The sequence below is a fragment of the Bacillus sp. RCC_6_1 genome, assembly GCF_041360755.1.
In the GTDB taxonomy this organism is placed as follows: Bacteria; Bacillota; Bacilli; order Bacillales; family Bacillaceae_G; genus Bacillus_A; species Bacillus_A cereus.
The window spans coordinates 13,718-40,706 of the sequence record NZ_JBFUPV010000022.1 but is presented as its reverse complement, the minus strand read 5'-3'; the positions used below and the strand labels follow the sequence as shown (position 1 = coordinate 40,706).

Here is a 26,989-nt window from a genome sequence, read left to right as displayed (position 1 = left end):
TCTGTACATTCTATTGATAGCAAGAGTGATTATAGTACGTCATATATTTCTTAATTTCATGTTTTAACTGAACAAACGATTCACATGATTTTATATATGCTTCATCGGTTAAAGTATTACGAGGATTACGTGCAAAAATGATAATATTGTTAAGTGTAAGCATACTGTTGCCTAGCTATCAATGGTGGATTCCTAAGAAGAGTAATAATAAAACCCAACTGAAGATTTAAGAAAAATTTTATGTTTACCCCACTTTTTATTTTAAAAGTTTCTCCTATCCTATAAACAACAAAGTCATAGATGAAATTGTAAAGTTAGGGGATTCTACATGGATACAGGAGTTTTGATGAGTTATTTGTATACTTATTTTTTTACTATTATGTTTTGTATTGTGTTTCAAATTGGATTTTATTTTAAAGCGAAAAGAACTATATCTATTCTGCATTTTTTGTGGGTATATGTTTTTCTATTCTACCTTTCGCTAGTGTATAGGGTGACGCAGATCGCGACTGTATGGGATATAAGTAGATATGAAACGTGGATTCGTGTAAGTCAAATCAACTTGACTCTATTTGATACGGCAGGTAGTACGACGTATCTTTTGAACATTGTACTGTTTATGCCATTAGGTTTTTTATTACCGACTATTTGGTCGCAGTTTAGAAAAATGAAAAACACCGTATGTGCGGGATTCTTTTTTTCATTGGCAATTGAGTTAAACCAATTATTAAATAATAGAATTACAGATATTGATGATGTATTTACGAATACCCTTGGGGCAATTGTGGGGTATGTAATATATAGAGTTTTATTTAAAATGTTTAAAATGATATGTAAAAGAGAGGAAAAAAGGCTTGATACGAACTCTTCTTTAGTTATAAAATACGAGGCTGTTTTTTGTTTAGTTTTTTCATTTGTAGGTGCGATGTTCATTTATTATCCTGGAGACATGTAAGCCGGCGATCTATTCTAGTTCTTCTCGCTTATACACGGTAAAATATGAATTGTTCATCCTTTTTTCTAACTTAATAGATACAGTTTATGTATGACATGATAGGCAGGTGTAAATGTGTTAAATGTTCAATTATCTCAATACTTACTAAAAGAGTCTAAACCAGCTCTTCATACAGATGAAAAACGAGTGTATATGTTAAAAGATGAAGGGCAATCACCGTATCCTATTTATTTAAATCACCCTATTATGATAGGAGTGGGAACGAATTTGAATCAGCATACAGGATTTGAAGAAATCATTAAAGGATTTATAGGCGCACATAACAAATTTCCTATGTATATGTTATTTGAAACTTATTTATGTAGAGACTTTATTGAAGGGTTTTTAGAAGAGAATAAACTTCATTTTGAGCTAGTTTTTACTAATAAGAAAAAGGATACGAACTTTTTTAAAGTGTGCATTACCAATAGTGATGATATAACCACACTTATGAAGTATTTCTTCCAATCAGCACAAGATTCTCTCTATACGCTATTAAGCTATTCAGCAGACTGTAAGATTATCAGTAATCGTACTGGTGGGATTGAAATAAAAGCGGACAGTTTCTATCCAAGCTTTTCATTTATGTATGATGCGCAAGAATTATTTATTATTGGTGGAGAAGAAAAATGGTCTGATATCCATTATATAAAAAGATTTTTCCATCTTGAGCAGATTACAGATGAGCTAATTATTGATTTAAGAAAATGAGAGACGAGAGAGAATAAATGAAAAAACCCTCAAGTATAGAACGACATACTTGAGGGTTTTTATGTATGAAGAAGGGCCTTGTATCATATATTTTATTCGTCGTTGCATGTAAGTCATTCGGTTTATAAAAACAATGTGCTAAAGAGAGTAAAGAAGGCTTTTCTATTTTTCCCGAGAATGAAAAGAAATATATAATCTAATTTTCGTGAATGTATTAAGGAGGCAGTAAAATTTGAACAGGAAAATTTGGTTTGTAGTTACTTGTTTTGCATTTTTAGTAGCTAGTTATATTGTTGTCCAATATTTTATTATGGATGGATTTCAAACAGGGCTTGTAAAAGTGAAGCTTATGTTTGGATCTAAATTAAGTGCGTTCTGGTATATGATGCTATTTATACATATTACAACTAGTATAGTAGCATTAGTAATTGGTCCTTTTACATTATCCACTAGATTTAGAGAAAGGAATATCAACTGTCATCGAATAGCTGGGAGAATCTATATGGTTGGTATATTATTAGGCGGCGTTTCTGGATTATATCTATCCTTTTATGCTACGGGAGGATTGGTAGCGAAGCTAGGTTTCGGTTTGTTATCTGTATTTTGGCTAACATCAGCATATCAAGCGTTACATGGAGTTAAGAATAAAAAAATTAAAGAGCATCGGAATTGGATGATTAGAAATTATTCTTTAACCTTTGGAGCAGTTACATTAAGAATTTGGCTACCGTTGTTTATCGTTCTATTTGGAATAGAGCGTTTTGAACTTAGTTACGCTATTATTGCTTGGTTAGCGTGGGTACCCAATTTAATTGTTGCAGAATTATTCATAAGAAAAAGACTTAATAAAGGAAAATACAAAGGAAATGAGGATTTACATTTTTAATGTAAATTTGCTGTAATATTGAGGGCAGAATTCTTCAGTAATTGAATCATTTAATAGCTGGATTTCGTTTGTAGATTCAAAAATTCGCTAATTTTATTGAATAAATAGAAAATACTTTCTTTTTTCGTCTGTTTAATTTAATATCAATAAGGGCACCAAAAAAAATAGATAGAGGTGCTAGAATGTACGGTATTATTAATTATGAAGTGTTTTTACTAACAGGAATTTTATTGAATTTAATTCCTGGTGCAGACACCATGTACATTGTGGGGAGAAGTATTTCACAAGGTAGAAAAGCAGGTGTGTATTCTGTGTTTGGTATTATTACTGGTTCTTTAGTTCATACGTTGTTGGTTGCTTTTGGTTTATCTATTATACTTACAAAATCCATTGTGCTATTTAACACTATTAAGGTTATAGGTGTTATCTATCTTGTATATTTAGGGATTAAAATGATACTTGATAAGACGAATGTAGCTTTCCAGGCCTCGTCCAATAAATTGAACATTAGAAAAATATATATACAAGGGCTTTTAACAAGTCTTACGAATCCAAAAGTCTCTTTATTCTTTATTGCGTTTCTTCCGCAATTTATAGATACAAAGGCTTCAGGTCCTATGCCTTTTATCATTTTAGGACTTACTTTTACAGTAACTGGACTATTATGGTGTTTATTTGTTGCTTATTTCTCTTCATATGTTACAAAAAAATTAAGAGGAAACCAAAAGGTAGGAATGATTCTAAATAAGATAACAGGACTGATTTTTATTGGTATGGGGTTAAAGTTGCTTCAAACAAAAGCTCCTCAATAAACCTGAATAACATAAAAATGCCCCCTTTCAAGAGAGGTAATCTTAGGTTTAGGCTAATTTCTACATACTAAAAAGTCCCTTTAACTTTGAAGGGACTTTTTGCTTGTTATTTTGAGTTATCTAAAAGTTTATTTCAAGGTGAGGATCGGTCTGCCCGTAAAAGCCCGATTGGTGAGGGCTGATTAAAGTTTCACTTTATTTGTATTACCAACTAGCAGTTTCCGTACTTTCTTTCAACCACTTCACCCAATCAGAATCCTCCACCTTAAGCAAACTGAGCGAAACACCTTTCATATCTAGAGAAGTTAGCAGCGTACCAACTTTTACAAATGTAATCTGTAATCCTTCCAGCTCACATAAACGGCGAATATCATTTGCGAAAATGTATTGTTCCATTAATGGAGTTGCGCCTAATCCGTTAATGAGAATGGCGAAGTTGTCGCCTTTTCTCCAGCGATAAATGCTTTTTAATTTGTTCATTAGTTCGATCGTTAATATTTCAGAAGAGGATAGTGCTTCTTTACGGTAACCTTTTTCTCCGTGAATGCCGACGCCATAAAAAACTTCATCTTCGTTTAATGTGAATGAAGCTTTTCCTTTCACTGGATCGTTTGCAGGTGAAAGTGCGACCCCTAATGTGTGTAAGTTTTTGATGACAGCTTGCCCAAGTGTTGTTAGTTCTTCTAAAGAGTGACCTGCAAGAGCGGCCGCACCAAGTATTTTTTGAACGAAAACAGTACCAGCGACGCCGCGTCTTCTTTTATTAAACGAAGCATCATCTTCAATTGAAACGTCATCATTTACGATGATGTGGTCAATTTGTCTTCCTTCTTCTTTGGCGATTTGTTCTGCAGCTAGAAAGTTTGCTACGTCATCTTTAAAGTTTTTAATGATGAATAAAATACTCTTATCTTTTGGCATGAGGCGAGTTGCCGCGACAATTTGTTCCACTGTAGGCGGAGTGAAAATACTTCCGTTTACTGCCGCCGTAAGCATACCTTTTCCTACATACCCAATGTCAGCAGGCTCATGTCCGCTACCACCGCCACTTATGATAACAACGTTTTGCTTCAGTTTCTCGATATCTTTTACATAAATGATGTTATTTGTTTCGTCGTAATTCACTTTGTCGTTATGTTCAAAATAAAAGCCATGCATCATATCTTGAACGATATGTTGTACATCATTCATAATCTTTTTCATTGCCTTTGCCACCCTTTAATTACTTTGCTGATTGCTCCAGTAATAGTAGTAATTGATTGTTTATCATATTTTTCATGAGAGAAGACATAATGGATGGATCTACTTCGCACTTGCTTTCAATCCAATCTTTTATCGTGCCAACGAAGCCGTGACTATAAAAGGAGGCAATCGTATTTTTTGTCTCATCAGAAAGGCTGAATCCACAGCTCACAGATAATTCATCAATAATCTTCATATATAAGTTTTTCGTATGCTCAAATAAATAGTGATTAAACGAGTTTTGTTCAATGACTTTGAAAGCATTTCGGTAAAATTTTTGATTTTCATAAAAGTAATCAAATAATAAATCGAAAATATTTTCCCACGTTTCATAGTCAAGAAAGTCGATAATGTTTTCTTTCGTTTCTTCTCTATAAATCCAGCTTAATAGTTCAAATTTATCTTTAAAATGATAATAAAAAGTTTGCCTACGCATTTGACAGTGTAACATAATATCGCTCACTGATATTTTATGAAACGACTCTGTTTCCATTAAATACTTCAATGAATTCGCGATTATCTTTTTAGAAATTATAGAAGAGGTCATCTGAATCATCCCTAGAATGTTAGTAATATGAAAATCCTACCTACAAATGAGAGCGGTGTCTTTAGACAGATTGTCCATTTTGTCCGTTTACTATAAAACGCTTTCATTTTAACATGGATAGTAAGAAGAAGATTTCAAATATATCACAATATATTAAAGGAATTGAGGGAGAATCACAATGAAAAAGATTATAAACAAACCAGAAACATTAGTAATGGAAATGTGCAACGGAATGGTTATGGCTCACCCAGAGCTTGAGCTTTTGAGAAAATATAAAGTCATCAAGAAGAAAGAAATGAACGAAAATAAAGTAACGTTAATTAGTGGCGGCGGTAGTGGCCATGAGCCGGCACATGCAGGATTAGTCGGAAAAGGAATGTTAGATGCGGCGGTGTGCGGAGATGTTTTTGCTTCTCCTTCACAAATTCAGGTATATCAAGCAATTAAAGAAACAGCTAGTAAAAAAGGTACGTTATTAATTATTAAAAATTATAGCGGCGATATTATGAATTTCAAAAACGGTGCGCATTTAGCGACGGAAGATGGAATTGAAGTCGACTACGTCAAAGTGGACGATGATATTGCGGTAGAAGATAGTCTGTATACAGTAGGACGCCGCGGCGTTGCAGGAGTTATTTTAGTTCATAAAATTGCCGGCGCAGCAGCGGAAGCAGGTATGGATTTAGGAGCGGTGAAAGCTGTCGCAGAAAAAGCAGCGGCTAACGTGCGCACAATTGGTTTAGCGTTAACGTCTTGTACAGTTCCAGCGAGCGGATCACCTACTTTCACACTTGCGGAAGATGAAATGGAATACGGCGTAGGTATTCACGGCGAGCCAGGAATTAAGCGTGAAAAAATGTTGTCAGCAGATGAACTAGCGAACCGTATGACAAATGACCTTGTAAAAGATTTAGGAGTAAAAGATGGCGAGGAAATCGCACTTCTAGTTAACGGTTTTGGCGGAACACCACTGCAGGAACTTTACTTATTTAACAATGCAGTGACGCGAGAATTAGCTGCTAGAAACATTAAAATTAATAGAGTATTCGTCGGCAACTATATGACGAGTATCGATATGGCTGGTATGTCTTTAACTGTAATGAAGTTAGATGATGAGTTAAAAACATTACTATCGAAAGAATGTAACACACCAGCGTTTAAAGTAGATGGACCAGTTGAAAGTGTAGAGTATGTAAATGTACTTGAAGAAACAGAAGAGAAGGAAGTTTCATTTGAACTAGAAACGGCGGAAGAACACGCTGTTATTAAAGATAATGTCATTACATTAAACAACATGATTTATCTCGTTGATAAAATGAGCGATATTATCATTAAAAATGAAGTACCGTTCTGTGAGCTAGATACGCATGCAGGTGATGGTGACTTCGGAATGAGTGTTGCAAAAGGATTTAAACAATTAAAACGTGAGTGGCATTCTATTGTAGAACAAGAAAATGTAACGATCGGATCATTCCTTGACGGTTGTTCTATGATTATTATGGAACATTGCGGCGGCGCTTCTGGTCCAATTTGGGGCGGTGCATTCCGCGCTGCTAGTAAAGCAGCAGGCGAGAAGCGCGAGTTAACAGTAAAAGAATTCGCTGAAATACTGCAAGCAGCACTGCAAGGCATCCAATCTATCGGTGAAAGATCATTCGGCAGAGGAGCAGTAGTTGGTGATAAAACACTTGTTGACGCACTTGCTCCATGTGTAGACTCTTGGTTAGATAGCGCCTCAAACGAAGTAGACGTAAAAACTGCCTTTGAAAAAGGTGCAGAAGCAGCGGTTAAAGGAGCAGAGTACACGAAAGAAATCGTAGCTCGCATGGGCCGCGCTGGTACAGTTGGCGAAAGAAGTTTAGGATACCCTGATGCAGGTGCACATGCGCTTGGAGTTATCTTTACGGAGATTGCGGGTAGTTTGAAATAGGAATGAGAAAGTCCCTCTGTCTTAAGACGGAGGGACTTTTATATAGTTGATATGTAGAAGACTTCTTTCGTTACTTTTTGCTTATTTGAGAGATTTCTTCAATCAAATTGTATTTTACACTTAGTTTGTTTGTGATTGCAGCTTATCAATTTTCCAGTATGTTTCTAGAGGGTCTAAAGAGCTTTCAATATAAAACATATATTCATCTGCGGTACGTGGTACTTCAAAAGCTATTTTCAATTCTACCGTTTCATTTGGTTTAACTTGTATATCAGAAGGGTTTTGATCAAGCACCTTTCCTTTATAGATCTTTCCGTCTTTTTCATCTTTTAAGTTATATTTTAATTCTGATAATCCAATCGTTTGACCTCGTACATTTTTTACAGAGACATTAACAATGACGGAATCGTTGCTAGCATCTAAATATGCACTTTGAACAGCGGTCAAGTAATAGCCTCCCTTAACACTCTCACCAACTAATAAAATACCTTGTTCCAAGCGGCTTATCTCTTCTTTTTCTTCAAAATTTATTAATTCTTCATTTTCATTTTTTGCGGTTGGTTCTTCTATTGGACCATTTTCAACGGCACTATCTGTTTTATCTTGTGTGCAAGCAGCCGTAATACTGACTAATACTAGAATGAAAGTAAGTAATATAGATAATTTTCTCATAAAATTTATCTGTCTCCTTCAGTTTCTCAATTTTGTGCAGCTATACATATAAGATTAACATAATGTCTCATTATTGGCTCAAAATAGGGGATCTTTTAGACATCTTATTCTTTTTACTTTTAATATACATTCGATTGGTTCTCGCGATATTTGTTAATCTTTTAAAACATTGGCTTAGTAATACCGAGGGTTATTATAAATATATTAATTACATAATTTGTCCATATCAAAATCAACGTTTTTTGCATTTAATATATTGTAAATATATTTTATTTTGGAAGGATCTGATTATATGGCCCATAAATCTACTGGAGTGTTTCGAGTTCCAGTCTCTGAAAATGGGATTATTCCAACTGCTCTCAACATTATGTTAAACAATGATTCACGTTGCCATACTAGTAATGTAACGGTAACTGTTAAGAGAAGTCGAAACACTTTTTTCCCAACTCAAAATGAATTAGTTGAAATCTCTCGTACTTTTGTTTCTTTAGAACCAAACAGAACAACTAAGATTGTGTTATTTACTCCAGAATTTCAAGTAGAAGATTTCCTTGATGTCATCATTAGTGGAAATAAAGAGGATGTTAAGGATGTTCTTGTATATTCTTTCTTAGCAGATTCAGTAGGTCATAATCTGCCATCTACTGTTTTCAGAAATGCAGAATACACTTTTGCTTGCTGACACTGTGATGATGTATTCTTTACTGTCGTATATCTGAATTGAAATGTTACAAGTAGCACTTCACGGCATACAATCTATTGGTGAAAGATCGTTCGGCAGAGGAGTGGTAGTTGGTGAAAGAAGTTTAGGATATGCAGATACACATGCGCTTAGGGTACCTTTACGGAAATTTCGGGTAGTTTGAAATAGAAATTAGAAGATCCCTTCTACCTTAAGGTGGAGGGGTTTTCTTAATATTATTTTTTGATATATATTGCTAAGTATGTTCCCATAATTCATTCTATTGTATAGAGAATAATGTCATCTACATCAAAAAAACGGCTTATAAAAGGAACTAGTATTTGAGGTGGGTTTATTAACGAATTTTATATATAGCATGAATGAAAACGAGATAAATAAAACAATATTCCCTATTATGTTTTTTAAAATTAATTGAGCAGGTCCTTGTAAAAATAAAGAAAAGACACCTAAAGGTGCCTTCCGCCGGCTTAAATTATTTTAATATTATCGATCTAAGTTTAAAAGCTATAAGGATTTTTTCTGTAGGATTTGTAAGTAGTTTTTATGAAATTATGAGTGTTTTTTATTTTGTAATTCAATAAGTTCATCTGGTATCACTTTTGTATAATATTCTTTTTCTGTTAGTTCAAATATAAATAATGCTTTTTTCCAGTTATAAATAACATCTTCTACATTATGTTGTTTCATTTTTAATAAACACTGACCTTTTAAATAGAATAGTTCACCTAGTAGGTATAAAGTATGTAGATTAATTGCTAATTTGATACCCTTATCAATGTACTTTATTGCCTCTTCATATTGGTATGTGAAGTCGAAACATTTTGCTAAATTTAACATGAGTTTTAATTTAATTTCTTTATCTTTAGGAAAATCTAACTTATTAAAATTAGTTAAACATCTTTTGAATATATTAATACTTTTTTCATATTCTTTATTTTCTGCATAAAATATAGCCATTGTTTGCATAATATCTATTTCTCTTTCTGATAAAAAATCAGAATTAGTTAAAGTCAGTTTTAATGCATTATTTAAAAAATCTAAAGCAGTTTTTATTGATTTATCCACCATAAATACAGCAATTGCTTCATGCCATATTAGAAATTGTTTCTCATCTTTTGTTTGAAAATTATTTAAGTTTTTCTCTTTTTTTACTATTTCATAAAGTTCTTTATATTGTTTTTGCTTTAAGCAATCTTTTATTACGTATTTTACATTTTCTACATATTTTAATCTTTTGTTTTGAGTTAGTGCAAATATGTTATTCGGATCAATACCAAGTCTTTCTGATAATTGATATAACAATATACTAGATGGATAAATCATACCTTTTTCAATCTTGCTAATTTGACTTTGTGAACATATTCCATGACATAATTCGGATTGTGATATATTTTTTTTGATTCTAAGTTCTTTAATGGTAATACCCAAATCGTTAAATTCCATTTTTCCACCTACTATTTAGCACTTTATTAAAATAAGAACATTCTCTAACCTTAATGTAATGTAAAATTAATATAGTTGCAATTATTGTTTTAAAGGGCTTATCGTTTCTATAAGATGGTGAGATTTTTTTATGTACAAAAAAGACACCCTAAGGTGCCTTCTTGCGATTTGCTCCATTGTAATATGGTATTGGATGCCAGTCCAATTATTATTTTACCATGTTAAATAGTTTCGGTTATTGAGAAAAAAGACAACTCATTATTTGAATGCAAAAAGTCCTAGGGGGACTAGGACTTTTTACTAGAATGAATATGATTTAAAAAAGGACTTATATAACGTAACATATGAATGTTTCGTAAATGTATCAAAAAAGTGAACAAAAGCGTTAATTTAAATAAAAAAAGCTCCGCGATAAAAGCTGCGGAGCTTCATAAGGTCGAGTTATGTCGTACTCACAAGGGATTTTAACATGAATGTTGTGGTGAAAATACTGGTAAATTTATCCCGTAAAACCCCCACTGATTAGAGTTTCACTTCATTCGAAGGAATTCATGTTTTATAAATTAGATTATGAGAGTTGATATTCTCCATATTGACCAGAAAAGAACTAAAAATTCTAGTGAAATTCCAAGTGTTCGTTTCCTAGTTTTTTGAAATTCTTTTATTAAATAGCCAACAGCACTAATTGCTATAAGAATGAAAAGAATAAGTTCGAGTGTAACTGGCATTTTATCTACTCCTAATACTGTAGTTTATTATATAAAGATTATAAGATATTTTTGTGGCTAGTGGTGAAAAATTCAATAGAATTATTTCTAAATGGAGTAAATCTTTCAACGGACCAATCAAAGGTCAATACAAAAAGTGTTATACAATATACGCATGGAGAGTCGTGGGGCTAAAGAAATATTGGAGTATAAAGAGTTGTTAGATCAAAGGATTATTACCGAAGAAGAGTTCGAAGTGTAGAAAAAAGTAATTATTAGGTATATAGATGAAACGCTCAGATGAGAGTTTTTTTATTTATATATTCGCAAGTAAAATAACATAATATCACTATGAATCCTTATAACAATATGAATTTTTGCATATTTTAAAATTTAATATATCCCTTAAAAAGTTTTAATTGTATAATATATTTTGTCATATTTTTAGATTTTTCGACATAAACCAACAAAAATAGAGAGCGTATTGGGAGAAGACATTATGTATACAAAACTATTAAAATCAATTACATCATTATCACTTATTGGTGGTGCGTTGTTATATACAAATGGCAGCGATGTAAAAGCTGCTGAAGTGGGTGTTTTTTCTGATGTGCCGACATCACATTGGTCATATCCTGCGATTAAAGATTTAGCGAGTAAAAATATTATTTCCGGTTATGGAAATGGGATATTTGGTTTTGGAGATGTTGCGACAAGGGAGCAAGTTGCGGCTTTAATTTATCGAGTGTTAGTACCAAATAAACAAGGCGGCTCGTTTAGTAATGATGGAACTCGTTACGTATTAAAGGATGGGTCTACGTTTAAAAATCCTTACGGTGATATTAATCAAAGTTCTACAATGTTCCCAGAAGAGGTATTAACTTTAACAAATTTAGGAGTTTTTAAAGGTGATGAAAATGGCCAATTTAGACCGAAAGCTTCTGTGAATCGTGCAGAAATGGCACAAATTCTTACGAATGCTTTCCATCTTGCGGCAAAACAAAAACATACCTTTAAGGATGTTCCAAATCCATTTTGGGCAGAAAATGCAATTAGTGCGGTGCAGTCAAATGGAATCGCAGATGGCACAGGGAACGGGAATTTTGAACCGTATGGCACAGTAACACGTGAACAGTATGCGCAGTTTTTATATAAAACTTTGAAGTATAAAAATGCTGATGTGAAAGATACAGGAGATGCGGCATTATTAACAGCGTTTAAAGAGGAAGTACAAAAGCGTATTAATACATACGAGACAAATATTACACTGCCATATAAAACGAAAAATAATAATACAGACGAAGTGATGAATACACTTTTTAACGCATATAAAGAAGTGGCAAGTAAAAATGAGTATACAAATAATAATAGATCGAATGTTTCATATGGACTTTCTGGATCACCTGGAAATTATACGTTTACGCTTAAGATTACATATCGTGAAACGAAAGAACAGACGGAATATGTCATGAAACAAGCGAAAGCAATCGTTTCTTCTATCACTCAAGTTGGAATGGATGATCACGAAAAAGTGAAGGCGATTCATGATTACGTAGTAAAGCATGTTTCTTATGATACGTCTTATAAAGCTTACACAGCATATGAAGCACTTGTAAATCGTTCTGCGGTTTGCCAAGGTTACGCACTATTAACTTATCAATTATTAAAAGAAGCAGGAATTGAAAATCATTTCGTGACAGGAACTGGGGACGGACAACCTCATGCTTGGAATTTAGTGAAAATCGAAAACAAATGGTATCACCTTGATACAACATTCGATGATCCGGTTCCAGATGAGCAGGGCCGCGTAACGTATTCGTATTTCAATTTATCAGATGAACAAATCGCAAGAAATCATGAGTGGAACCGTGGAGACTATCCGCAAGCTACAACAAATTATTATAGTACACTGACAAATAAAATTGCGGCAGGTAGTACGAAAACGTCTGCATATCAGCAAATATTAAAAGATACAAAGTTAAACTATCTAGGAAATGAATATATTGCAAATAACTATACTGAATTAAAAAATAAAATGCAGCAGCGTTATAGTGCAAAGCCAGAAAAGATAGAAGTACTTTATAAGCAATCAATGAACGGTGCGCTGCAAGATGTGAAAAATGCAATTGGGGAAATCGGTTATCCGCAAGGGTCCAACCGTGTTTCTTATAAAGCGGAGTCGTATAATGCGAAAGAAGGGTATTCTTTAGTGACGATTACGTTTACGTATTAAGAATGAGAAAAAGCATCTGTTTCAGATGCTTTTTTTATTATATTGATTCGACAAAATATGACAGGTGAAAGCGAATTGGTCTGTTATGATAATTTTTGGAATTTTACATTTTAGAGGATTAATCATGAATAAAAAGAAGATTTTCGCTGTGTTAATAGGAATTGTAGCCTTATTTGTAATTATTAATGTAGTTGTTACGAAAGAGAAAACGACATCAACCAGTGAAAAAATGTACTCTGAGAAAGAATATAATAAATTAGTAGATGAACATTTTGAAGAAACGCAAAAGTTGAAAAGTGATATGAGTGTGTTAGAAACTGAAAAAAAATCTCTTGAAGAGCAAATGAAGGCGAAGAATAAGCAAGGGTAAAACAAAAACGCTATCTTTTAAAAAGATAGAGTTTTTGTTTTGGGTTATAAAGTTATTCCTACATTTGACATATACAGTCTGACTGTATAAAATTAAACTATACAGTTTAACTATATAGTTTAGCTATATAGTTATCGTTACATTGGAGGTCTTTATGAATAGAGATAAAAATTTACCATTAACGGAAACAACGTATTACGTTCTTTTAGCTTTATTAGAGCCAGCTCATGGATATTTAATTATGCAAAAGGTGGAGGAACTGAGTAATCATCAAGTGAAAATCGCAGCGGGTACATTGTATGGTGCGGTGGAAAATTTATTAAAACAAGGGTTAATAGAATCGGTAAAAAGTGAAGATAAAAGAAGAAAAGTGTATGTCATTACGGAACGCGGGAAAGAAGTATTGCATTTAGATTTTATGAGAATGCAGCACATTATTGCGGTTACAAAAAGTTTATTACACGTATAGTTAGGAGGAAACGATGATGTGGAGATTAAAATTCTTTTTAGACTTTGAGAAAGAGGAAAAATGGTTAGAAGAGATGGCTTGGAAAGGCTATCAACTAGAAAGCAATACATTTGGTTATACATTTAGATATACAGAACCGGAAGATGCGACGATTAAAATAGACCATAGAGTATTTAGTAGAAAAAGTGATTTTATTAATTACTGCACATTATTTGAAGATAGTGGTTGGGAGCATATAGCTGGTAATCGGTGGTCAGGTACGCAATATTTTAAAAAGGTAGATGAAGAAAGTGAAGATGACATTTTTTCAGATCCAATGTCACGAGCAGGGAAGTATAAGCGTCTATCTAAAACATTTTTAGAATTAGCGATTTGTTATTTGCCGATATTATTTTTATTTATGTATAGTAATACAATGAATTTAGGAGCCTTTGTAAATCCGAAAGAACTATACTTGACGCCAGGATTATGGGATAAGCAAGGTGTATCATTTCTATGGTCATTCTTATTTGAAACGCCATTTGCATTAATGAGAGGACTTTTTTTGACATTTATCCCCGTTGCGACATGTATGTTTTTCGTTTGCTCGTATAAAGCAAATCGATTGTATGAAGAGAGAAGATGATAGGAGAAATCCCCTTAAAGTAGATGCTTTGAGGGTTTTTTTGAATTTGTAAATGACTCTTCTTAAAATAGATATGAGCTTAGAGAAGGACAATGATGTATTGGAGGTCACCATATCAAAAAAAGAAAATTGTACGTTTAGACGCATTTTAAATACAAAATAACCGATTCCTTATACGTTAAGAAATCGGTTATTTATTTCCCCACTTTTTTAGAGATCTTTTTCTTGTAATGGTTTTAAATGATTGATTTAAGGTTATAAACTTAAATCATAAATAAAAGATAAAATAAAAACTATATAAGAAATAAATGTAACGAAAACAAGGAAACATATAAACTGAGAATTAGATACATATTGTTCTATTCTTTTTTTCATGTTAATTCGTATTATTTTTCAAATGTGAAGTATCAATTGGAATTTGAGCTTTCCAAGATCCAATTATTTTTCCAATTCTAGTTATATTTACATCTAAAGTAAGAGGCTGTTTAAAAACGTCTTTTTCTTCAGTAGTTATAACAAATGTAGCAACACCTTCAGGTCTATCATTATCACGAATGCCTATTTTATCTAACTTTTTACCTGCTGCCATAAGTTCAAAAGGAAGATAATCATCTGAATCATGGATAAATGATAGTCTCCCGTCATTTTTAATCTCAGGGTTTTCCTCTTGTTGCCCATCAATTTTACCATCACTCTCAAGATCTAATCCTGATGTATCAAATTCAAATGGTACTAAACTTCCGTCCGCTTTTTCCATTCTATAATGAACTGATATACGTGAATCTGCGATAAATACTTCTTTGAGATGTACAGTAATACCTTGATCTGTAATTTTTTCATCAATAGGAATATATTTACCATTCTTCATCATATCTTGTGTGATACCATTTTCATCTTTTATTCCTTCATTTACAACTTTATCATTTGTAATTGCATTAGAAAAATAGGAAGCAACATTTGTAGCCGCCACTTGTACTTGTGGAATCATTGCTGTTGTGAAAAGTGCTGCTGCAGCTACTGCTGTATAAATAAAACGTTTTGATTTTTTACTCATGTTTGTAAAGAGTCCCTTCTTTTGTTGTTTTTTGTGATTTATATTAGAAACATTGTCTAACTTGGAACGACTTTCAAATGTTTTCCATGCTTGTTCTATATCAATTTTGATTTCTTGTGGTGAATTTGCAGATTCTTCATCTAGCATTACGTTTTCCCATTGATTTAATTTACTAATTTCTATTAATAAATCTTGGCATGCTTCACATGTATCTAGGTGTTTTGTGAATTCCTTTCTTATATCATGAGAAAGTTCTCCATCAATATATGTTTGAATAAACCCGATATCATAACATTTCATTTGTTATGCCTCCTCCATTTGTTTATAAATCTTGCGAAATTTCATTTTGGCTCGGACCAATAATGTTCCAATAGAAGATATTTCAATTTGAAGTACTTCTGCAATTTCTTTATATTGAAAACCAGAGAATTTCATTAGTAAAAGGGTTCGTTCTCGATCATTCATTTTATTTAGTATCGTTTGGACCTTTGTAATTTCTTCTTTTCTTATCCAATCATCGTCTAATGATGAAACATTTTGTACTTCATGGTATTGTATTTCTTTATCAATCTTCGCTTGCTGCCTTTTTTCAGATCGAAAATGGTTATAGGCTACATAAGTAGAAGATTTAATCAACCATCCAGGTATGTTTTCAATCCCTTTCCAATCACTACGATATAATTGTAAAAATACTTCTTGTGCTAACTCTTCAGCGATAGATTGATCTTTAACGATCCAGATGATTTGTTTCACAGCGTAAGCATAGTACTGCTTAAATAAATCTTCAAAGGTCATATCAGAAGCATGACTTTCTTCATTTTCTATGGTTAACATGTTCGTTTAAACCTCACTTTCAATTTGATACCTGTATTATAGAGAAACCAGAAAAACGGATTTTGTGACAGTTTTTCTGGATATTTTTTATTATGTACTAAAAAAAGCATTCGTCTAATTAAAAGAGAAATGCAAAAAGGAAATGAAAACATAAAAACTATAACTCTTGCAGTAGTTGTCTATTAATGCACAAGAAAACAGTTAGTTTGTTGCCAAACTGTATCTAAACGTACAATTTCACTTCTTCTATTTTCATGAATATGTATAATTACATAAAATTTCAAAGAAAAAGAGAGTATACTTTCATATTGTGTAATAAAGATAAAGCCCGCCTACGGAAATAGGCGGGCTTTTTTTACTTATAAAGAAAAGACAACCTTTAAGGTGTCTTCCTTTTGAAATCTAGGTTGTCCAGTTTGTTTTACTTTGGTGCAATAGCAATATTGTTTGGAATAAAGTTTCACCATATTGCTATTAAACTAAAATATTAAGATTGCACTTAAACGAAATTTATAGCATCGAAGTTCATTTTGGAGGGGGAATGTAATACTACATTTTTAAAGTATTCGTTACACTTGAACCTCTGCACATTGCGTAGAGCTTTTTTCATGAAGAAAGGACACTCACGTGAGTGTCCTTTCGATAGTTTTTAGCAGAAGCAAGCAGCTCCAACGATGATTAATAAAATAAACAATACAACTAATAAAGCAAATCCTCCAGCGAAGCCACAGCCGCCACAACTACCACCAAAGCCCATAACAGTTCCTCCTTTAAATAGGAGGAGAAAAACAAAGGTTCACTCATGTGTTTTAACGGATTCCATTTACTTTATGCTTTTTACGAATAAATGGAGCAGGTCCTTTTCAAAATAGATTTATTCTTAGCAGGAGTTCAAAGGAAAAACAGGGGAATCCATATTATTCTTTAAGAGCGAATAGATAGAAATCCGCTTTTATACCTTTCATTAAAATAATACTAGCATTATATATTATAAGGAATACTTGTCCTTAATTGTAAATGAAAGGGGGGAATTGATATGAGCTATGGCTATGGTCATCCTCCTGGAAGATGTCATAAACATCACAATGAAACTTTGTCAACGGGTGTATTACGTAGACATTCCGCTACGTTATTTCTTACTGTTGAAGCTATGAATGTTGATCCAGATGATACTCGTAGAGTAACAGTTGAAATGTTTGATTGGTCATCTGGTTCTCCGGTATTGTTACCATTAATAGACCCTTCAACACAAACATTGCCACCTAATCGATATGTTACTTTTCGTTCAGCAGCTCTTCCTCCAGCACTTTTTGCTTATGAAGTAAGAATCATTCGTCCGAAAGATAGAGATGTTGTTACGAATGTTTTTGGTCTTAGTGCAATCGTATTTAACCCACAAGAAGGAAACAATGTTTTACAACATGATTTAGCAAAATTAGACCTTAAATAGATTTTATAAAGGTCTATTTATTGAGCATGATTAAAAAAAGAGTAGGATGTAATCCTACTTTTTTTTAACGTTAATTAGAATTTTAAAAGAAATCCTTCATTATTTTAGTATCTTTAATATTCACTATCACACCTTCTACCTTATCTTTCTTCTCATCTTTAGCAATCGAAATTTGCTCCTTATTATCAGCCCACACAAGAAATTCTTCTTTTGAGTCATCTTTATATGTAACAGTAATAGTAGAATGTGCAGATTCTCTCTTTTTTTGATCTAGTGTGATTTGTTTAGGAGTGCCTTTTTGGACTGCTGAAACGATAGATTGTATCATTTTTTCGTTGTCTGTTTGAGATTTGGAAGTAGTATGATTTGTTGTTTTCAGTATTTCAATGTCTGTAATATTAGCAGAATTTAATTGAAAGGTATTTTGTTTATGTTCTTGCTTAACTTGTGAAGCTTTATCTGTAGCCGAGGTACTTGTACAACCTATTAAAGTGAAAGATAAAGCGGTTAGAGCGCATATAGATATGATTTTTTTCATAGTATCCCTCCTCAAGTTTAATTATACTAATTTTCTGTTAATTTAGGTAGTTATTGTAAGGAGAAGATGTTTTAAAGTGGTAAATGATGATGTTCATTCTCTATTAAAATCAAAATTCACATAACTTTTTTCATATTTTATGTTTAACATTTCGAAAATGGGTGTACTACATATAATATAACAAATAATTCATTTTAAAGGAGGAAGTTAAAGATGGAAACGAAGTATAGTAAACCTTTTGTATATGAATTTATTACGGAGAAAGAGGTCATGAATGCGGCGAATGATCTCGTGAAAAAAGGAATAGACCAAAAAGATATTTACGTATTAACGCATGAGAAAGATAGGACAGATAGAATTGCGGACAATGCAGACGTGAATACAATTGGGATAAAAGAGGAGGGACTTGGGACAAGCATTATTAACGTCTTTCAAAAAACAGGAGATCAGTTAAGAAATAAAATGCAAGAGTTAGGGCTTAATGAGGAAGAAGCGAACTTTTATGAAGAAAAACTGGATGAAGGGAAAATCTTGTTATTCGTTAAGGATTTAGAAAGAGTCGGTGAATGGTTACAAGAAAGAAGATGCATGTATTCTATTTAAATTTGTATCCTTTAAATCTATAAATCTATTACGAAAAGGAGATTGTAAATATGAGTGAGAACGGACTAAAAGAACAAGTTAAAGGTAAAGTTGAAAAGAAAAAAGGACAAGTAAAAGAAGGAATTGGTGAAGTTACAGAAGATAGAGAGTTGAAAAATGAAGGTAAGTGGGAAAAAACGAAGGGAACGATAAAAGAAAAAGTCGGAAAAGTGAAACAAAAGATAAGTGATGAATTGGATAATAAAGAATAATATATGTTCATCAAGCTTTAGTTACATACTAAAGCTTGATGAATTCAATATAAAACGAATATAGGAGGTTTAATTGTGGGACTTATTATTACGTGTATTGTAGGTGGACTTATTGGTGCGTTAGCTGGAATGATTACAGGAAAAGACTTTCCGTTAGGTATAGTTGGTAACGTGATTGCCGGATTAATCGGATCTTGGGTAGGTAGTGCGTTATTTGGTCATTGGGGTCCTGAATGGGGAGGCATTTCTGTTCTTCCAGCGTTATTAGGTGCAATCGTCTTTATTTTAATCGTTACATTCTTCTCTAGAATGCTGCGGAAAGCGTAAGTATGATAATAAATAGTAATCTTAAGTTTATTATATATAGTTATAAAGTTAATGAACTGATAAAAATACATAAAAAAGCATCCAAATTAGTTTAATTGGATGCTTTTTTATGTATTTTACATAGGAATGAGTGGAGGATGAAGAACCCCCCACTCATTAACATTACACTTTCTATTATGTATTAAGCCATCGTTACCTTTTTACAATTATTTATTCTTACGACTTGCCTTGGTTCTATATGAGATAAGTCCTCGCTATTACTTATATCAACTACAATTGTATTCGTTAGTATGTTAATAATGGAACCAACTAATTTTGTAGCATGATCGTGTCGATAAGAAAATTGAACGAAATCTCCCTTTTTAAAGTTGTGCTCTTCCATAGATAGATCCCCCTAAAAATAATGTTTATACATTATACATACACAAAATTATAAGTTTTAAACATTTATTAGTACGATTTAAGTGTTAAGCCGAGAAAGGTGTAGAAAATTTATTTATAATGAAAATAAAAAAATATGTTTAAAACTAATTTTTATGGGTAATTAAATAGTAAAAGTTCGAGATAAGGGGGCGGAAATGATGAATTTGGCAATAAATATTTTGCAAAATGATGTAGGTTATACGGTACAACTTAATGGTGAGATTGATGCGTATACGGCATCAGATTTAAAAAATAAGGTAATGCCTATTACAAGCGAAAAAGAGGTTCATATTGTAGTAGATTTTCATAACGTAGATTATATGGATAGTACTGGTTTAGGCGTTTTTATAGCTTTATTAAAAGCAGTTAAGAAAAATGATGGAAAACTAGAGTTTATCGGTGTATCTAAAAGGTTAAAAAGATTATTTGATATTACAGGATTAACAGAAATATTAAATTTGAATTCCGATTTTGAAAAAGTAGAAAGAAGGTGACTAGGGATGATGGAGAGATTTGAAAAGATAGAAATGAAAATTCCTGCAAAAGCAGAATATGTGGCTATTATTCGTTTAACAATGGCTGGTGTTGCGAATCGAATGGGCTTTGCTTATGACGATATAGAAGATATGAAAATTGCTATTAGTGAAGCTTGTACAAACATTGTACAACATGCATATAAAGAAGACGTTGGAGAAATTACAATTGTCTTTGGCTTATATGAAGATCGATTAGAAATTATGGCTGCGGATAATGGAGTTAGCTTTGATTTTAATAGCTTAAAAAGTAAAGTTGGTCCGTATGATATTAATAAACCAGTAGAACATTTGCCAGAAAATGGTTTAGGTTTATATTTAATCAATACGTTAATGGATGATATACAAATTATGCATGATGAGGGCATGACAGTTTTAATGACAAAATATATACAAAGAGAGCAGGTGGAGAATGATGGAAATCCAATCTCAACCTACAAATCTTACTAAAGAAGACGTTATTAAACTAATTGCAGACTTCCAACAAAACCAATGTGATGAAGCACAGGAAAGATTGGTTAATCACTATAAAAATCTTGTATACTCCATTGCATATCGCTATTCAAAAGGCGGGCCTATGCATGAAGATATTATACAAGTAGGAATGTTAGGGCTCTTAGGTGCAATAAGAAGGTATGATTATTCGATAGGGAATGCTTTTGAGCCGTTTGCAATACCTACAATAGTAGGCGAAATAAAGAAATATTTACGTGATAAAACTTGGGGTATTCACGTTCCAAGGCGAATTAAAGATTTAGGCGGGAAGATTAAACTTGCGATAGAGGAGCTAACAGATCGTTTCCAGCGTTCACCGAAGATTATAGAGATTGCAGATCATTTAGGACTATCCGAAGAGGAAGTGCTAGAAATTATGGATGCGAAAAATAATTATCGCGTATCTTCCTTAGATGATGTAGTTGAAAATTCATCTGATGGCAGTTCGGTAGCGAGGATTGAATCTGTAGGTGAAGTAGAGCAAGGATATGAAGAGACAGAAAGGCGTCTCGTTTTAAAGGATATTTTCAACGTATTAAATGACACAGAAAAGAGTGTTATTCATTATATATTTGGAGAAAATTTAAATCAAAAAGATACAGGGGAACGGTTAGGTATTTCACAAATGCACGTTTCTCGTATTAAAAGACAAGCGATAAGTAAATTGAAGCAAGCAGCATTTTTAGATACATAAAAATTTAAAATCATTATGTTTAAAACATGAGAAAAGGGGTAGTTATTAAATATAGGAGGAGATATAAAAATGTCACACGATGTGAAAGAACTAATCGAAGGATTGAATGAAGATTTAGCAGGAGAATACTCAGCAATTATTATGTATAACCATAATGCAGCTACAGTTTCTGGTATATATAGACAAGTGTTAAAACCTTTCTTTGAATCTGAAATTAGTGATGAACAAGGACATGCCCTATATTTAGCGGAGAAAATTAAGACGTTAGGTGGTACACCTACTACAATCCCTTTACGAGTGAAACAAGTAGAAGATGTTAGAGAAATGTTAGAGTCGGCTAGACAATCAGAATATGAGACAATTAAGCGTTATGAAACGAGAAAAGAACAGGCAGCGAAATTAAATATGACAGAGTTAGTTGTAAAGTTAGAAGATATGATTGCAGATGAAACAAATCATATGGAAGAATTAGATCGTCTTTTAAATGACAAAGCAATGGTGTTAAATTAATAGTGGAAATTTATAGAATGAAAGAACAAACTCTCATTTCTGGGGGTTTGTTCTTTTGCTGTATAAAAATTATGTTAGAGTAGGAAATTTTCATTTTGTAACTGAGTATGCAATACTAGAAAAATAGAAAATGATAATAGATTTACATTTTAAATAAGAAAAGGGGAAATAACTTGTGTCCATTTTAATTGTCGATGATAATCCGGTTAACATCTTTGTAATTGAAAAAATTTTAAAACAAGCCGGATATCAGGATCTTGTATCGCTGAATTCTGCACAAGAGCTTTTCGAATACATTCAATTTGGAGAAGATTCTTCCAGGTATAATGAAATTGATTTAATCTTATTAGATATTATGATGCCTGAAATTGATGGACTTGAAGTTTGTAGGCGATTACAAAAAGAGGAGAAGTTTAAAGATATTCCTATTATTTTTGTTACAGCTTTAGAGGATGCCAATAAATTGGCCGAAGCTCTTGATATGGGGGCAATGGATTATATTACGAAACCTATAAATAAAGTTGAACTATTAGCACGTATGCGTGTAGCGTTACGCTTGAAATCGGAATTAAATTGGCATAAAGAACAAGAAGAAAATCTTCGGAATGAATTAGATTTAGCTACGCAAGTACAAAGAAACTTATTAAGTAGCCCATTAAGAGAAGATTATATAAAAATTGAAGCAAGTTACTTACCTTCATTTAAATTAGCTGGAGATATGTATTATTGGTATAAAATCGATGAAAACCGCTACGGTATTATATTATTAGACGTGATGGGACATGGTATATCTGCTTCATTAGTTTGTATGTTTATTTCGTCTGTATTACGTGAAACGATTAAATCTTTAATCGATCCAGAACTTGTCATTAAAGACTTAAATAAATATATGACTCTTTTACATAATGAGAATGACGATATTCCATATTATTTTACAGCGATATATTTAGTAGTAGATACAGAAAAGAGAACGATTGAATATGTAAATGCAGGGCATCCTTCTGGATACGTTTTAGTTGATGAAACAAATATGGTTGAACTAAATCGCGGGAGTTGTGCGGTAGGATTTTTTGATGAAATAAAAGTTAAAAAGACAGTTATACCTTTTGAGAAGAACGCTCAAATCGTATTGTTTACAGATGGTGTTCTTGAAGCAATTGCAAATGATGAATTTGAGGCTGAAGAGAAATTACGTACTTTTACAGAAAGAAAATGGGGAGATTTAGAAGGCGAGATAGAAGGGTTTTACAAGGAAGAACAAAAGAAAGCGCAATCAGATGATATGTGTCTAATTATGATACAAACGAATGCGAAATAAAAAGCGTATGAAATCCAAACAGAGGATTTCATACGCTTTTTATTGTATTTTTTGATAAATTTGTTCGCTAGGATTAAATTGGGTATAATGCGGCATTATATTTGAAAAACGAAGAGTTTCTTTATTTCCTAAACATAGAAAACCATTGTGACCTAGGCTTTCATAAAATAGTTGCTGCACTTGATTTTGAAGTTTACTTGTAAAGTAAATTAAAACGTTACGACAAAGTATAATATGAAACTCGTTAAAAGATTGATCGGTTACTAAATTATGCTGTGCAAAAATAATGTTTTGTAAAAGTGATGGATTAAAATAAGCAAAACGATTATCTGTTGAATAATAGTTAGAAAATGCTTGTGTACCGCCAGCTTGTAAATAATTTTTCGTATAAGTTTGCATTTTATTTAACGGGAGGATAGCTTGTTTTGCTTTTTCTAACACATTTGTATTCATATCTGTTGCGTAAATAACCGACTTTTCACTTAATCCTTCTTCGTGAAGTAAGATGGACATTGATAATACTTCTTCACCAGTTGCGCATCCAGCATGCCAAATTCTAATTTCAGGTTGCTTTTTTAATTCAGGAATAACATGCTCTCTAAGCGCTTTAAAAAAGGCAGGGTTACGGAACATCTCAGTTACATTAATCGAGAAATCATTTAATAACTGTTCTAAAACCCCTTCCTCGTGAATTACTTTTTCAATTAATTTTGAAATGGTAGGGATATTAGAGAGCTGCATTCTATTACAAATTCTTCTATAAATAGATGTGCGAGCATATTGGCGAAAATCAAATCCTGATAGTTTAAATACCGCTTCCAATAGTAATTCAATTTCTAAGTTCGTGCGCTCATCCGTATCTACTGATGGATCAAAATTATAATACTTATTTTCCACTCCAACTAAACCTCACTTATTTTATTAACCATACACTCATTACCGAATAGAGTTGATGTAGATTTAATGGTTTACTTATATAATCTGAAGCGCCAGCAGATAAACATTTTTCCTTATCATTTGGCATTGCTTTAGCAGTTAATGCGATAATAGGTATTTCATTTAACCCTAAGTTCATTCGGATATTTTCCATCGTTTCATAACCGTCCATATTAGGCATCATAATATCCATTAAAATAAGGTCAATATTTGTATTACTTTTTAGTATTTCTAAACACTCTAAGCCGTTTTGGGCAGTAATAATGTTGGCATTTTGTTTTTTTAATGCGTTTTGTAACGCAAATATATTTCGATGATCATCATCGACAATTAAAATGGTTTTCTCTTGGAAGACGTTATTTGTTTCGGGAGTAACGATAGTTTCTTCAACAACTTCAGCAGGAATAACATCTTCTATCGTTGCTGCGACTTCTAAATTGGATAACTGTATATCTGGTAATCCATTTGGAAGGTTAGGAATATATACCGTGAAAGTACTACCTTCTCCTACATTACTCTCTAACGTAATCCAACCACCTAACAATCTAGCAAACTCTTTACAAATAGATAAACCTAATCCTGTACCACCATACTTCCGAATCGTTGCGCCATCTGCCTGTTGAAAGGCTTCGAAAATAAGTTGATGCTGTTCTTTAGCGATACCAATACCAGTATCTTTTACTGAAATTGTAATCCAATCTTTACTTATAGACTGCATATCATGACTTAAATTACTTGTTTCTATCGAATCGAAATGTAAAGAAACGGATCCTTTTTCTGTAAATTTAAATGCATTGGATAATAAGTTTTTAATAATTTGCTCAATCCGTTTTGCATCTGTATAAAACAGATTAGGAATCGTATCACTGTCTTCAATAGTAAATTCGACATTTTTTTGTGCAGCTATATGTAAAAAGTTTTGATGCATATTGGCCGCCATGTCACTTATGTTCGTTGCTTCAAAAATGATGTCTAGTTTGCCTGCTTCTACTTTAGATAAATCGAGTATGTCATTAATTAAAGTAAGTAAGTCTTTCCCTGATGAATGAATGACAGTTGCTAATTCAATCTCATCGTCGGATAAATTGTTATCATGATTTTCTCTTAACATTTCAGATAATAGTAAAATACTATTTAACGGTGTGCGTAATTCATGTGACATATTTGCTAGGAACTCAGATTTGTATTTTGAGCTGCGTAACAACTCGCTTGCTTTTTCTTCTAATTCTGATTTAGTAATTTGTAAGTCAGCTGTCTTCTGCTCAGCCTCTTCAGTTCTAGACTCTAATTGTTCATTCGTTGTTCGTAATTCTTCTGCTTGCATTTGTAGTTCTTCCGCTTGCGTTTGCAATTCTTCTGATTGAACTTGTAACTCTTCTGTCATTGCTTGTGATTCATGTAAAAGAGTTTGAATTCGCATACGTCCCATAATGCTATGGATTGTTAAACCTAGATTATCAACGGTTTGTTGAATTAAATCTTGATGTAAATCTGAAATCTCAGTTACACTTACTAACTCCATTACTGCGATTACTTCATCCTCAAATAAGATAGGGATGATTAATAGATTTTTAGGACGTATTTCTAATACTCCGCTAGTGACATAACGAAACTCTTCGGGTATATCCCTGAGAATAAAACTTTTCTTTTCTAAGGCAGACTGTCCAATGAAACCTTCACCCATTTGAATGGATTGTTTCCCAATATCAGCACCTTGATCGGCGAAAGAAGCTTTTTTCACATAGTAGACAGTTTCTTCATATTCTTCACGTACATAAAATGCACCGCAAGAAGTTTGCGTTTTTTGTATAATTCCACTAAGAATTTTTTTACCTAACATCTCAATAGAAGATACACCTTGATACATTAAAATTAATTCTGCAAGCTCCGTTTGTAACCACTCTCTTTTCGATATTTCGTCTAGTAGGTGATTCGTTGTATGAGCAAGATCTTTTATTTCATCACGTGTGTTTACATGAATTCTTTCCGTGATTTTTTCTTTAGAAGAAATGGATTTAATAGCTTGAATTACATTTTTAATCGTTTTTGTAATGGAATTCGAAATATAGAGTGAAATGATAATAGAAATACAAGAAAGTAAGAACAATAAACTGTATAACCAAATTTCTAATTTATTATTTTCAGTATCTAATTGTGCTGCTCTTTTTTTTGTTAATTGCTCCTCAGTGCTACGGAAGTTAGTTACCTGTGACTGTAATGACTGAATTTGAGTCGTGTCGATTGTTTGTACATTATTACTATTATGATTTGCAATTAACGGGTGAATCTCTTTATTTATCCAACTAATAATATTTTCGTTAATCTGTTTTAATTTTTCTTGCTGAGATGGGTTATCCTCTAATAATGAGAAAAGATCTTGATAATGCTTTTCGTAATCCTTTTCCGCAGAATTAAGAGATTGTACGTAATTTGGATTATTAGAAATGATAAACCCTTTCGCTTTATTTTCAATTGTTAGTAAATCCTTCTCCACTTGATTTGTTAAATTGAGAACTTTAAAATCGTGATCAATAATAAAATTACGAGATTTTTGTAAATTAGAAATCTCATTGTTCAACATAATGAAAGAAACAAGTAAGAACAAAATGATAACTAAATAACCAGCCATAATTTTGTAGCGAATACTAAATTTTGCTTTCGAGTTCATTAAAAATTCCT

General features: G+C 32.5%; 29 protein-coding genes and 3 pseudogenes. 20 read left to right on the top strand and 12 right to left on the bottom strand.

The window, feature by feature from the left end; translation table 11 throughout:
• Positions 1–10: 10 nt before the first annotated feature.
• Positions 11–112, bottom strand: a pseudogene (locus tag AB6801_RS29715) (TetR family transcriptional regulator); the annotation flags it as partial.
• A 216-nt stretch (positions 113–328) separates the two neighbouring features.
• Between AB6801_RS29715 and AB6801_RS29710 the strand changes: the two are divergent.
• The 4 genes from AB6801_RS29710 to AB6801_RS29695 all read left to right on the top strand — a co-directional run bounded on the left by AB6801_RS29710 (position 329) and on the right by AB6801_RS29695 (position 3,403).
• A complete protein-coding gene (locus AB6801_RS29710) occupies positions 329–955 on the top strand; it encodes a VanZ family protein (protein WP_000379423.1) in 627 nt (208 codons plus the stop codon).
• A gap of 114 nt (positions 956–1,069) precedes the next feature.
• On the top strand, positions 1,070–1,705 hold the full coding sequence (locus tag AB6801_RS29705) for a hypothetical protein (RefSeq protein ID WP_000935784.1): 636 nt from the start codon (positions 1,070–1,072) through the stop codon (positions 1,703–1,705).
• A 232-nt stretch (positions 1,706–1,937) separates the two neighbouring features.
• Entirely contained in the window at positions 1,938–2,591 is a 654-nt protein-coding gene (locus AB6801_RS29700) for a DUF2306 domain-containing protein (protein ID WP_097999516.1), read from the top strand.
• A 182-nt stretch (positions 2,592–2,773) separates the two neighbouring features.
• Positions 2,774–3,403, top strand: coding sequence for a LysE family translocator (locus AB6801_RS29695; RefSeq protein ID WP_000274247.1), 630 nt, complete (start codon positions 2,774–2,776; stop codon positions 3,401–3,403).
• Positions 3,404–3,607: 204 nt separating this feature from the next.
• Here the strand turns inward: AB6801_RS29695 and dhaQ are convergent, their stop codons facing one another.
• Entirely contained in the window at positions 3,608–4,606 is a 999-nt protein-coding gene (gene dhaQ, locus AB6801_RS29690; RefSeq protein ID WP_370941344.1) for a DhaKLM operon coactivator DhaQ, read from the bottom strand.
• Between the two features lie 19 nt (positions 4,607–4,625).
• Positions 4,626–5,192 (bottom strand): dihydroxyacetone kinase transcriptional activator DhaS, encoded by a 567-nt coding sequence (gene dhaS, locus AB6801_RS29685; RefSeq protein ID WP_000204220.1) that lies wholly within the window; start codon positions 5,190–5,192, stop codon positions 4,626–4,628.
• Positions 5,193–5,370: 178 nt separating this feature from the next.
• On the opposite strand from dhaS, the gene dhaK reads away from it, so the two are divergent.
• The gene (dhaK, locus tag AB6801_RS29680) at positions 5,371–7,122 is read left to right on the top strand and encodes a dihydroxyacetone kinase subunit DhaK (protein ID WP_082682323.1); all 1,752 of its coding nucleotides are present in this window, start codon (positions 5,371–5,373) and stop codon (positions 7,120–7,122) included.
• A 120-nt stretch (positions 7,123–7,242) separates the two neighbouring features.
• Here dhaK and AB6801_RS29675 read toward each other — a convergent pair whose 3' ends face one another.
• Positions 7,243–7,794, bottom strand: a complete 552-nt coding sequence (locus tag AB6801_RS29675; RefSeq protein WP_098330528.1) for a DUF4352 domain-containing protein — start codon at positions 7,792–7,794, stop codon at positions 7,243–7,245.
• 292 nt (positions 7,795–8,086) lie between these two features.
• On the opposite strand from AB6801_RS29675, the gene AB6801_RS29670 reads away from it, so the two are divergent.
• Together AB6801_RS29670 and AB6801_RS29665 are read left to right on the top strand one after the other, a co-directional pair.
• A complete protein-coding gene (locus tag AB6801_RS29670; protein WP_000940662.1) occupies positions 8,087–8,476 on the top strand; it encodes a hypothetical protein in 390 nt (129 codons plus the stop codon).
• Positions 8,477–8,516: 40 nt separating this feature from the next.
• Positions 8,517–8,603 (top strand): annotated as a pseudogene (locus tag AB6801_RS29665) (dihydroxyacetone kinase, ATP-dependent); the annotation flags it as partial.
• 443 nt (positions 8,604–9,046) lie between these two features.
• Here AB6801_RS29665 and AB6801_RS29660 read toward each other — a convergent pair.
• Positions 9,047–9,940 carry a helix-turn-helix domain-containing protein gene (locus tag AB6801_RS29660; protein WP_097999512.1) on the bottom strand — a complete coding sequence of 298 codons (894 nt, stop codon included), beginning with the start codon at positions 9,938–9,940 and terminating at the stop codon, positions 9,047–9,049.
• Positions 9,941–11,146: 1,206 nt separating this feature from the next.
• Between AB6801_RS29660 and AB6801_RS29655 the strand changes: the two genes are divergently transcribed.
• The 4 genes and pseudogenes from AB6801_RS29655 (at position 11,147) to AB6801_RS29640 (ending at position 14,344) form a co-directional block, all read left to right on the top strand.
• On the top strand, positions 11,147–12,880 hold the full coding sequence (locus tag AB6801_RS29655) for an S-layer homology domain-containing protein (protein WP_058839203.1): 1,734 nt from the start codon (positions 11,147–11,149) through the stop codon (positions 12,878–12,880).
• 124 nt (positions 12,881–13,004) lie between these two features.
• Positions 13,005–13,229 (top strand): annotated as a pseudogene (locus AB6801_RS29650) (hypothetical protein); the annotation flags it as partial.
• Positions 13,230–13,404: 175 nt separating this feature from the next.
• On the top strand, positions 13,405–13,719 hold the full coding sequence (locus AB6801_RS29645; protein WP_001078063.1) for a PadR family transcriptional regulator: 315 nt from the start codon (positions 13,405–13,407) through the stop codon (positions 13,717–13,719).
• Positions 13,720–13,732: 13 nt separating this feature from the next.
• The gene (locus AB6801_RS29640; RefSeq protein WP_002100804.1) at positions 13,733–14,344 is read left to right on the top strand and encodes a DUF2812 domain-containing protein; all 612 of its coding nucleotides are present in this window, start codon (positions 13,733–13,735) and stop codon (positions 14,342–14,344) included.
• Positions 14,345–14,720: 376 nt separating this feature from the next.
• Here AB6801_RS29640 and AB6801_RS29635 read toward each other — a convergent pair whose 3' ends face one another.
• The 3 genes from AB6801_RS29635 to AB6801_RS29625 form a co-directional block, all read right to left on the bottom strand.
• The gene (locus AB6801_RS29635; RefSeq protein ID WP_097999511.1) at positions 14,721–15,698 is read right to left on the bottom strand and encodes a DUF4179 domain-containing protein; all 978 of its coding nucleotides are present in this window, start codon (positions 15,696–15,698) and stop codon (positions 14,721–14,723) included.
• 3 nt (positions 15,699–15,701) lie between these two features.
• The gene (locus AB6801_RS29630; RefSeq protein WP_000955505.1) at positions 15,702–16,232 is read right to left on the bottom strand and encodes an RNA polymerase sigma factor SigX; all 531 of its coding nucleotides are present in this window, start codon (positions 16,230–16,232) and stop codon (positions 15,702–15,704) included.
• 649 nt (positions 16,233–16,881) lie between these two features.
• Positions 16,882–16,989 carry a YjcZ family sporulation protein gene (locus AB6801_RS29625; protein ID WP_000505670.1) on the bottom strand — a complete coding sequence of 36 codons (108 nt, stop codon included), beginning with the start codon at positions 16,987–16,989 and terminating at the stop codon, positions 16,882–16,884.
• A 279-nt stretch (positions 16,990–17,268) separates the two neighbouring features.
• Here AB6801_RS29625 and AB6801_RS29620 point away from each other — a divergent pair, with 279 nt between their 5' ends.
• Positions 17,269–17,682 (top strand): hypothetical protein, encoded by a 414-nt coding sequence (locus AB6801_RS29620; protein ID WP_000120204.1) that lies wholly within the window; start codon positions 17,269–17,271, stop codon positions 17,680–17,682.
• 82 nt (positions 17,683–17,764) lie between these two features.
• Here the strand turns inward: AB6801_RS29620 and AB6801_RS29615 are convergent, their stop codons facing one another.
• Entirely contained in the window at positions 17,765–18,220 is a 456-nt protein-coding gene (locus tag AB6801_RS29615) for a hypothetical protein (RefSeq protein ID WP_097999510.1), read from the bottom strand.
• Between the two features lie 213 nt (positions 18,221–18,433).
• Between AB6801_RS29615 and AB6801_RS29610 the strand changes: the two genes are divergently transcribed.
• The 3 genes from AB6801_RS29610 (at position 18,434) to AB6801_RS29600 (ending at position 19,401) form a co-directional block, all read left to right on the top strand.
• Entirely contained in the window at positions 18,434–18,823 is a 390-nt protein-coding gene (locus AB6801_RS29610; RefSeq protein ID WP_000448802.1) for a YflT domain-containing protein, read from the top strand.
• 50 nt (positions 18,824–18,873) lie between these two features.
• Entirely contained in the window at positions 18,874–19,074 is a 201-nt protein-coding gene (locus AB6801_RS29605; RefSeq protein ID WP_001293468.1) for a CsbD family protein, read from the top strand.
• 75 nt (positions 19,075–19,149) lie between these two features.
• Entirely contained in the window at positions 19,150–19,401 is a 252-nt protein-coding gene (locus AB6801_RS29600; RefSeq protein WP_097999509.1) for a GlsB/YeaQ/YmgE family stress response membrane protein, read from the top strand.
• A gap of 181 nt (positions 19,402–19,582) precedes the next feature.
• On the opposite strand, the gene AB6801_RS29595 is transcribed toward AB6801_RS29600, so the two are convergent.
• Positions 19,583–19,783, bottom strand: a complete 201-nt coding sequence (locus tag AB6801_RS29595; RefSeq protein ID WP_000391011.1) for a hypothetical protein — start codon at positions 19,781–19,783, stop codon at positions 19,583–19,585.
• Between the two features lie 196 nt (positions 19,784–19,979).
• Here AB6801_RS29595 and rsbV point away from each other — a divergent pair, with 196 nt between their 5' ends.
• The 5 genes from rsbV (at position 19,980) to AB6801_RS29570 (ending at position 23,374) form a co-directional block, all read left to right on the top strand.
• A complete protein-coding gene (gene rsbV, locus AB6801_RS29590; RefSeq protein WP_048656404.1) occupies positions 19,980–20,318 on the top strand; it encodes an anti sigma b factor antagonist RsbV in 339 nt (112 codons plus the stop codon).
• Positions 20,319–20,324: 6 nt separating this feature from the next.
• The gene (gene rsbW, locus AB6801_RS29585) at positions 20,325–20,807 is read left to right on the top strand and encodes an anti-sigma B factor RsbW (RefSeq protein WP_000970580.1); all 483 of its coding nucleotides are present in this window, start codon (positions 20,325–20,327) and stop codon (positions 20,805–20,807) included.
• Positions 20,770–21,546: an RNA polymerase sigma factor SigB gene (gene sigB, locus AB6801_RS29580; RefSeq protein ID WP_002093898.1), complete on the top strand. Its 777-nt coding sequence runs from the start codon at positions 20,770–20,772 to the stop codon at positions 21,544–21,546. Before rsbW ends, sigB begins: the two co-directional genes overlap by 38 nt.
• Before the next feature lie 69 nt (positions 21,547–21,615).
• On the top strand, positions 21,616–22,056 hold the full coding sequence (locus AB6801_RS29575) for a ferritin-like domain-containing protein (RefSeq protein ID WP_097999508.1): 441 nt from the start codon (positions 21,616–21,618) through the stop codon (positions 22,054–22,056).
• A 175-nt stretch (positions 22,057–22,231) separates the two neighbouring features.
• Positions 22,232–23,374: a fused response regulator/phosphatase gene (locus tag AB6801_RS29570; protein WP_000025538.1), complete on the top strand. Its 1,143-nt coding sequence runs from the start codon at positions 22,232–22,234 to the stop codon at positions 23,372–23,374.
• 39 nt (positions 23,375–23,413) lie between these two features.
• Here AB6801_RS29570 and AB6801_RS29565 read toward each other — a convergent pair whose 3' ends face one another.
• Positions 23,414–24,271 carry a CheR family methyltransferase gene (locus AB6801_RS29565; protein ID WP_000429042.1) on the bottom strand — a complete coding sequence of 286 codons (858 nt, stop codon included), beginning with the start codon at positions 24,269–24,271 and terminating at the stop codon, positions 23,414–23,416.
• Positions 24,272–24,287: 16 nt separating this feature from the next.
• The gene (locus tag AB6801_RS29560; protein WP_097999507.1) at positions 24,288–26,978 is read right to left on the bottom strand and encodes an ATP-binding protein; all 2,691 of its coding nucleotides are present in this window, start codon (positions 26,976–26,978) and stop codon (positions 24,288–24,290) included.
• Positions 26,979–26,989: the final 11 nt, after the last annotated feature.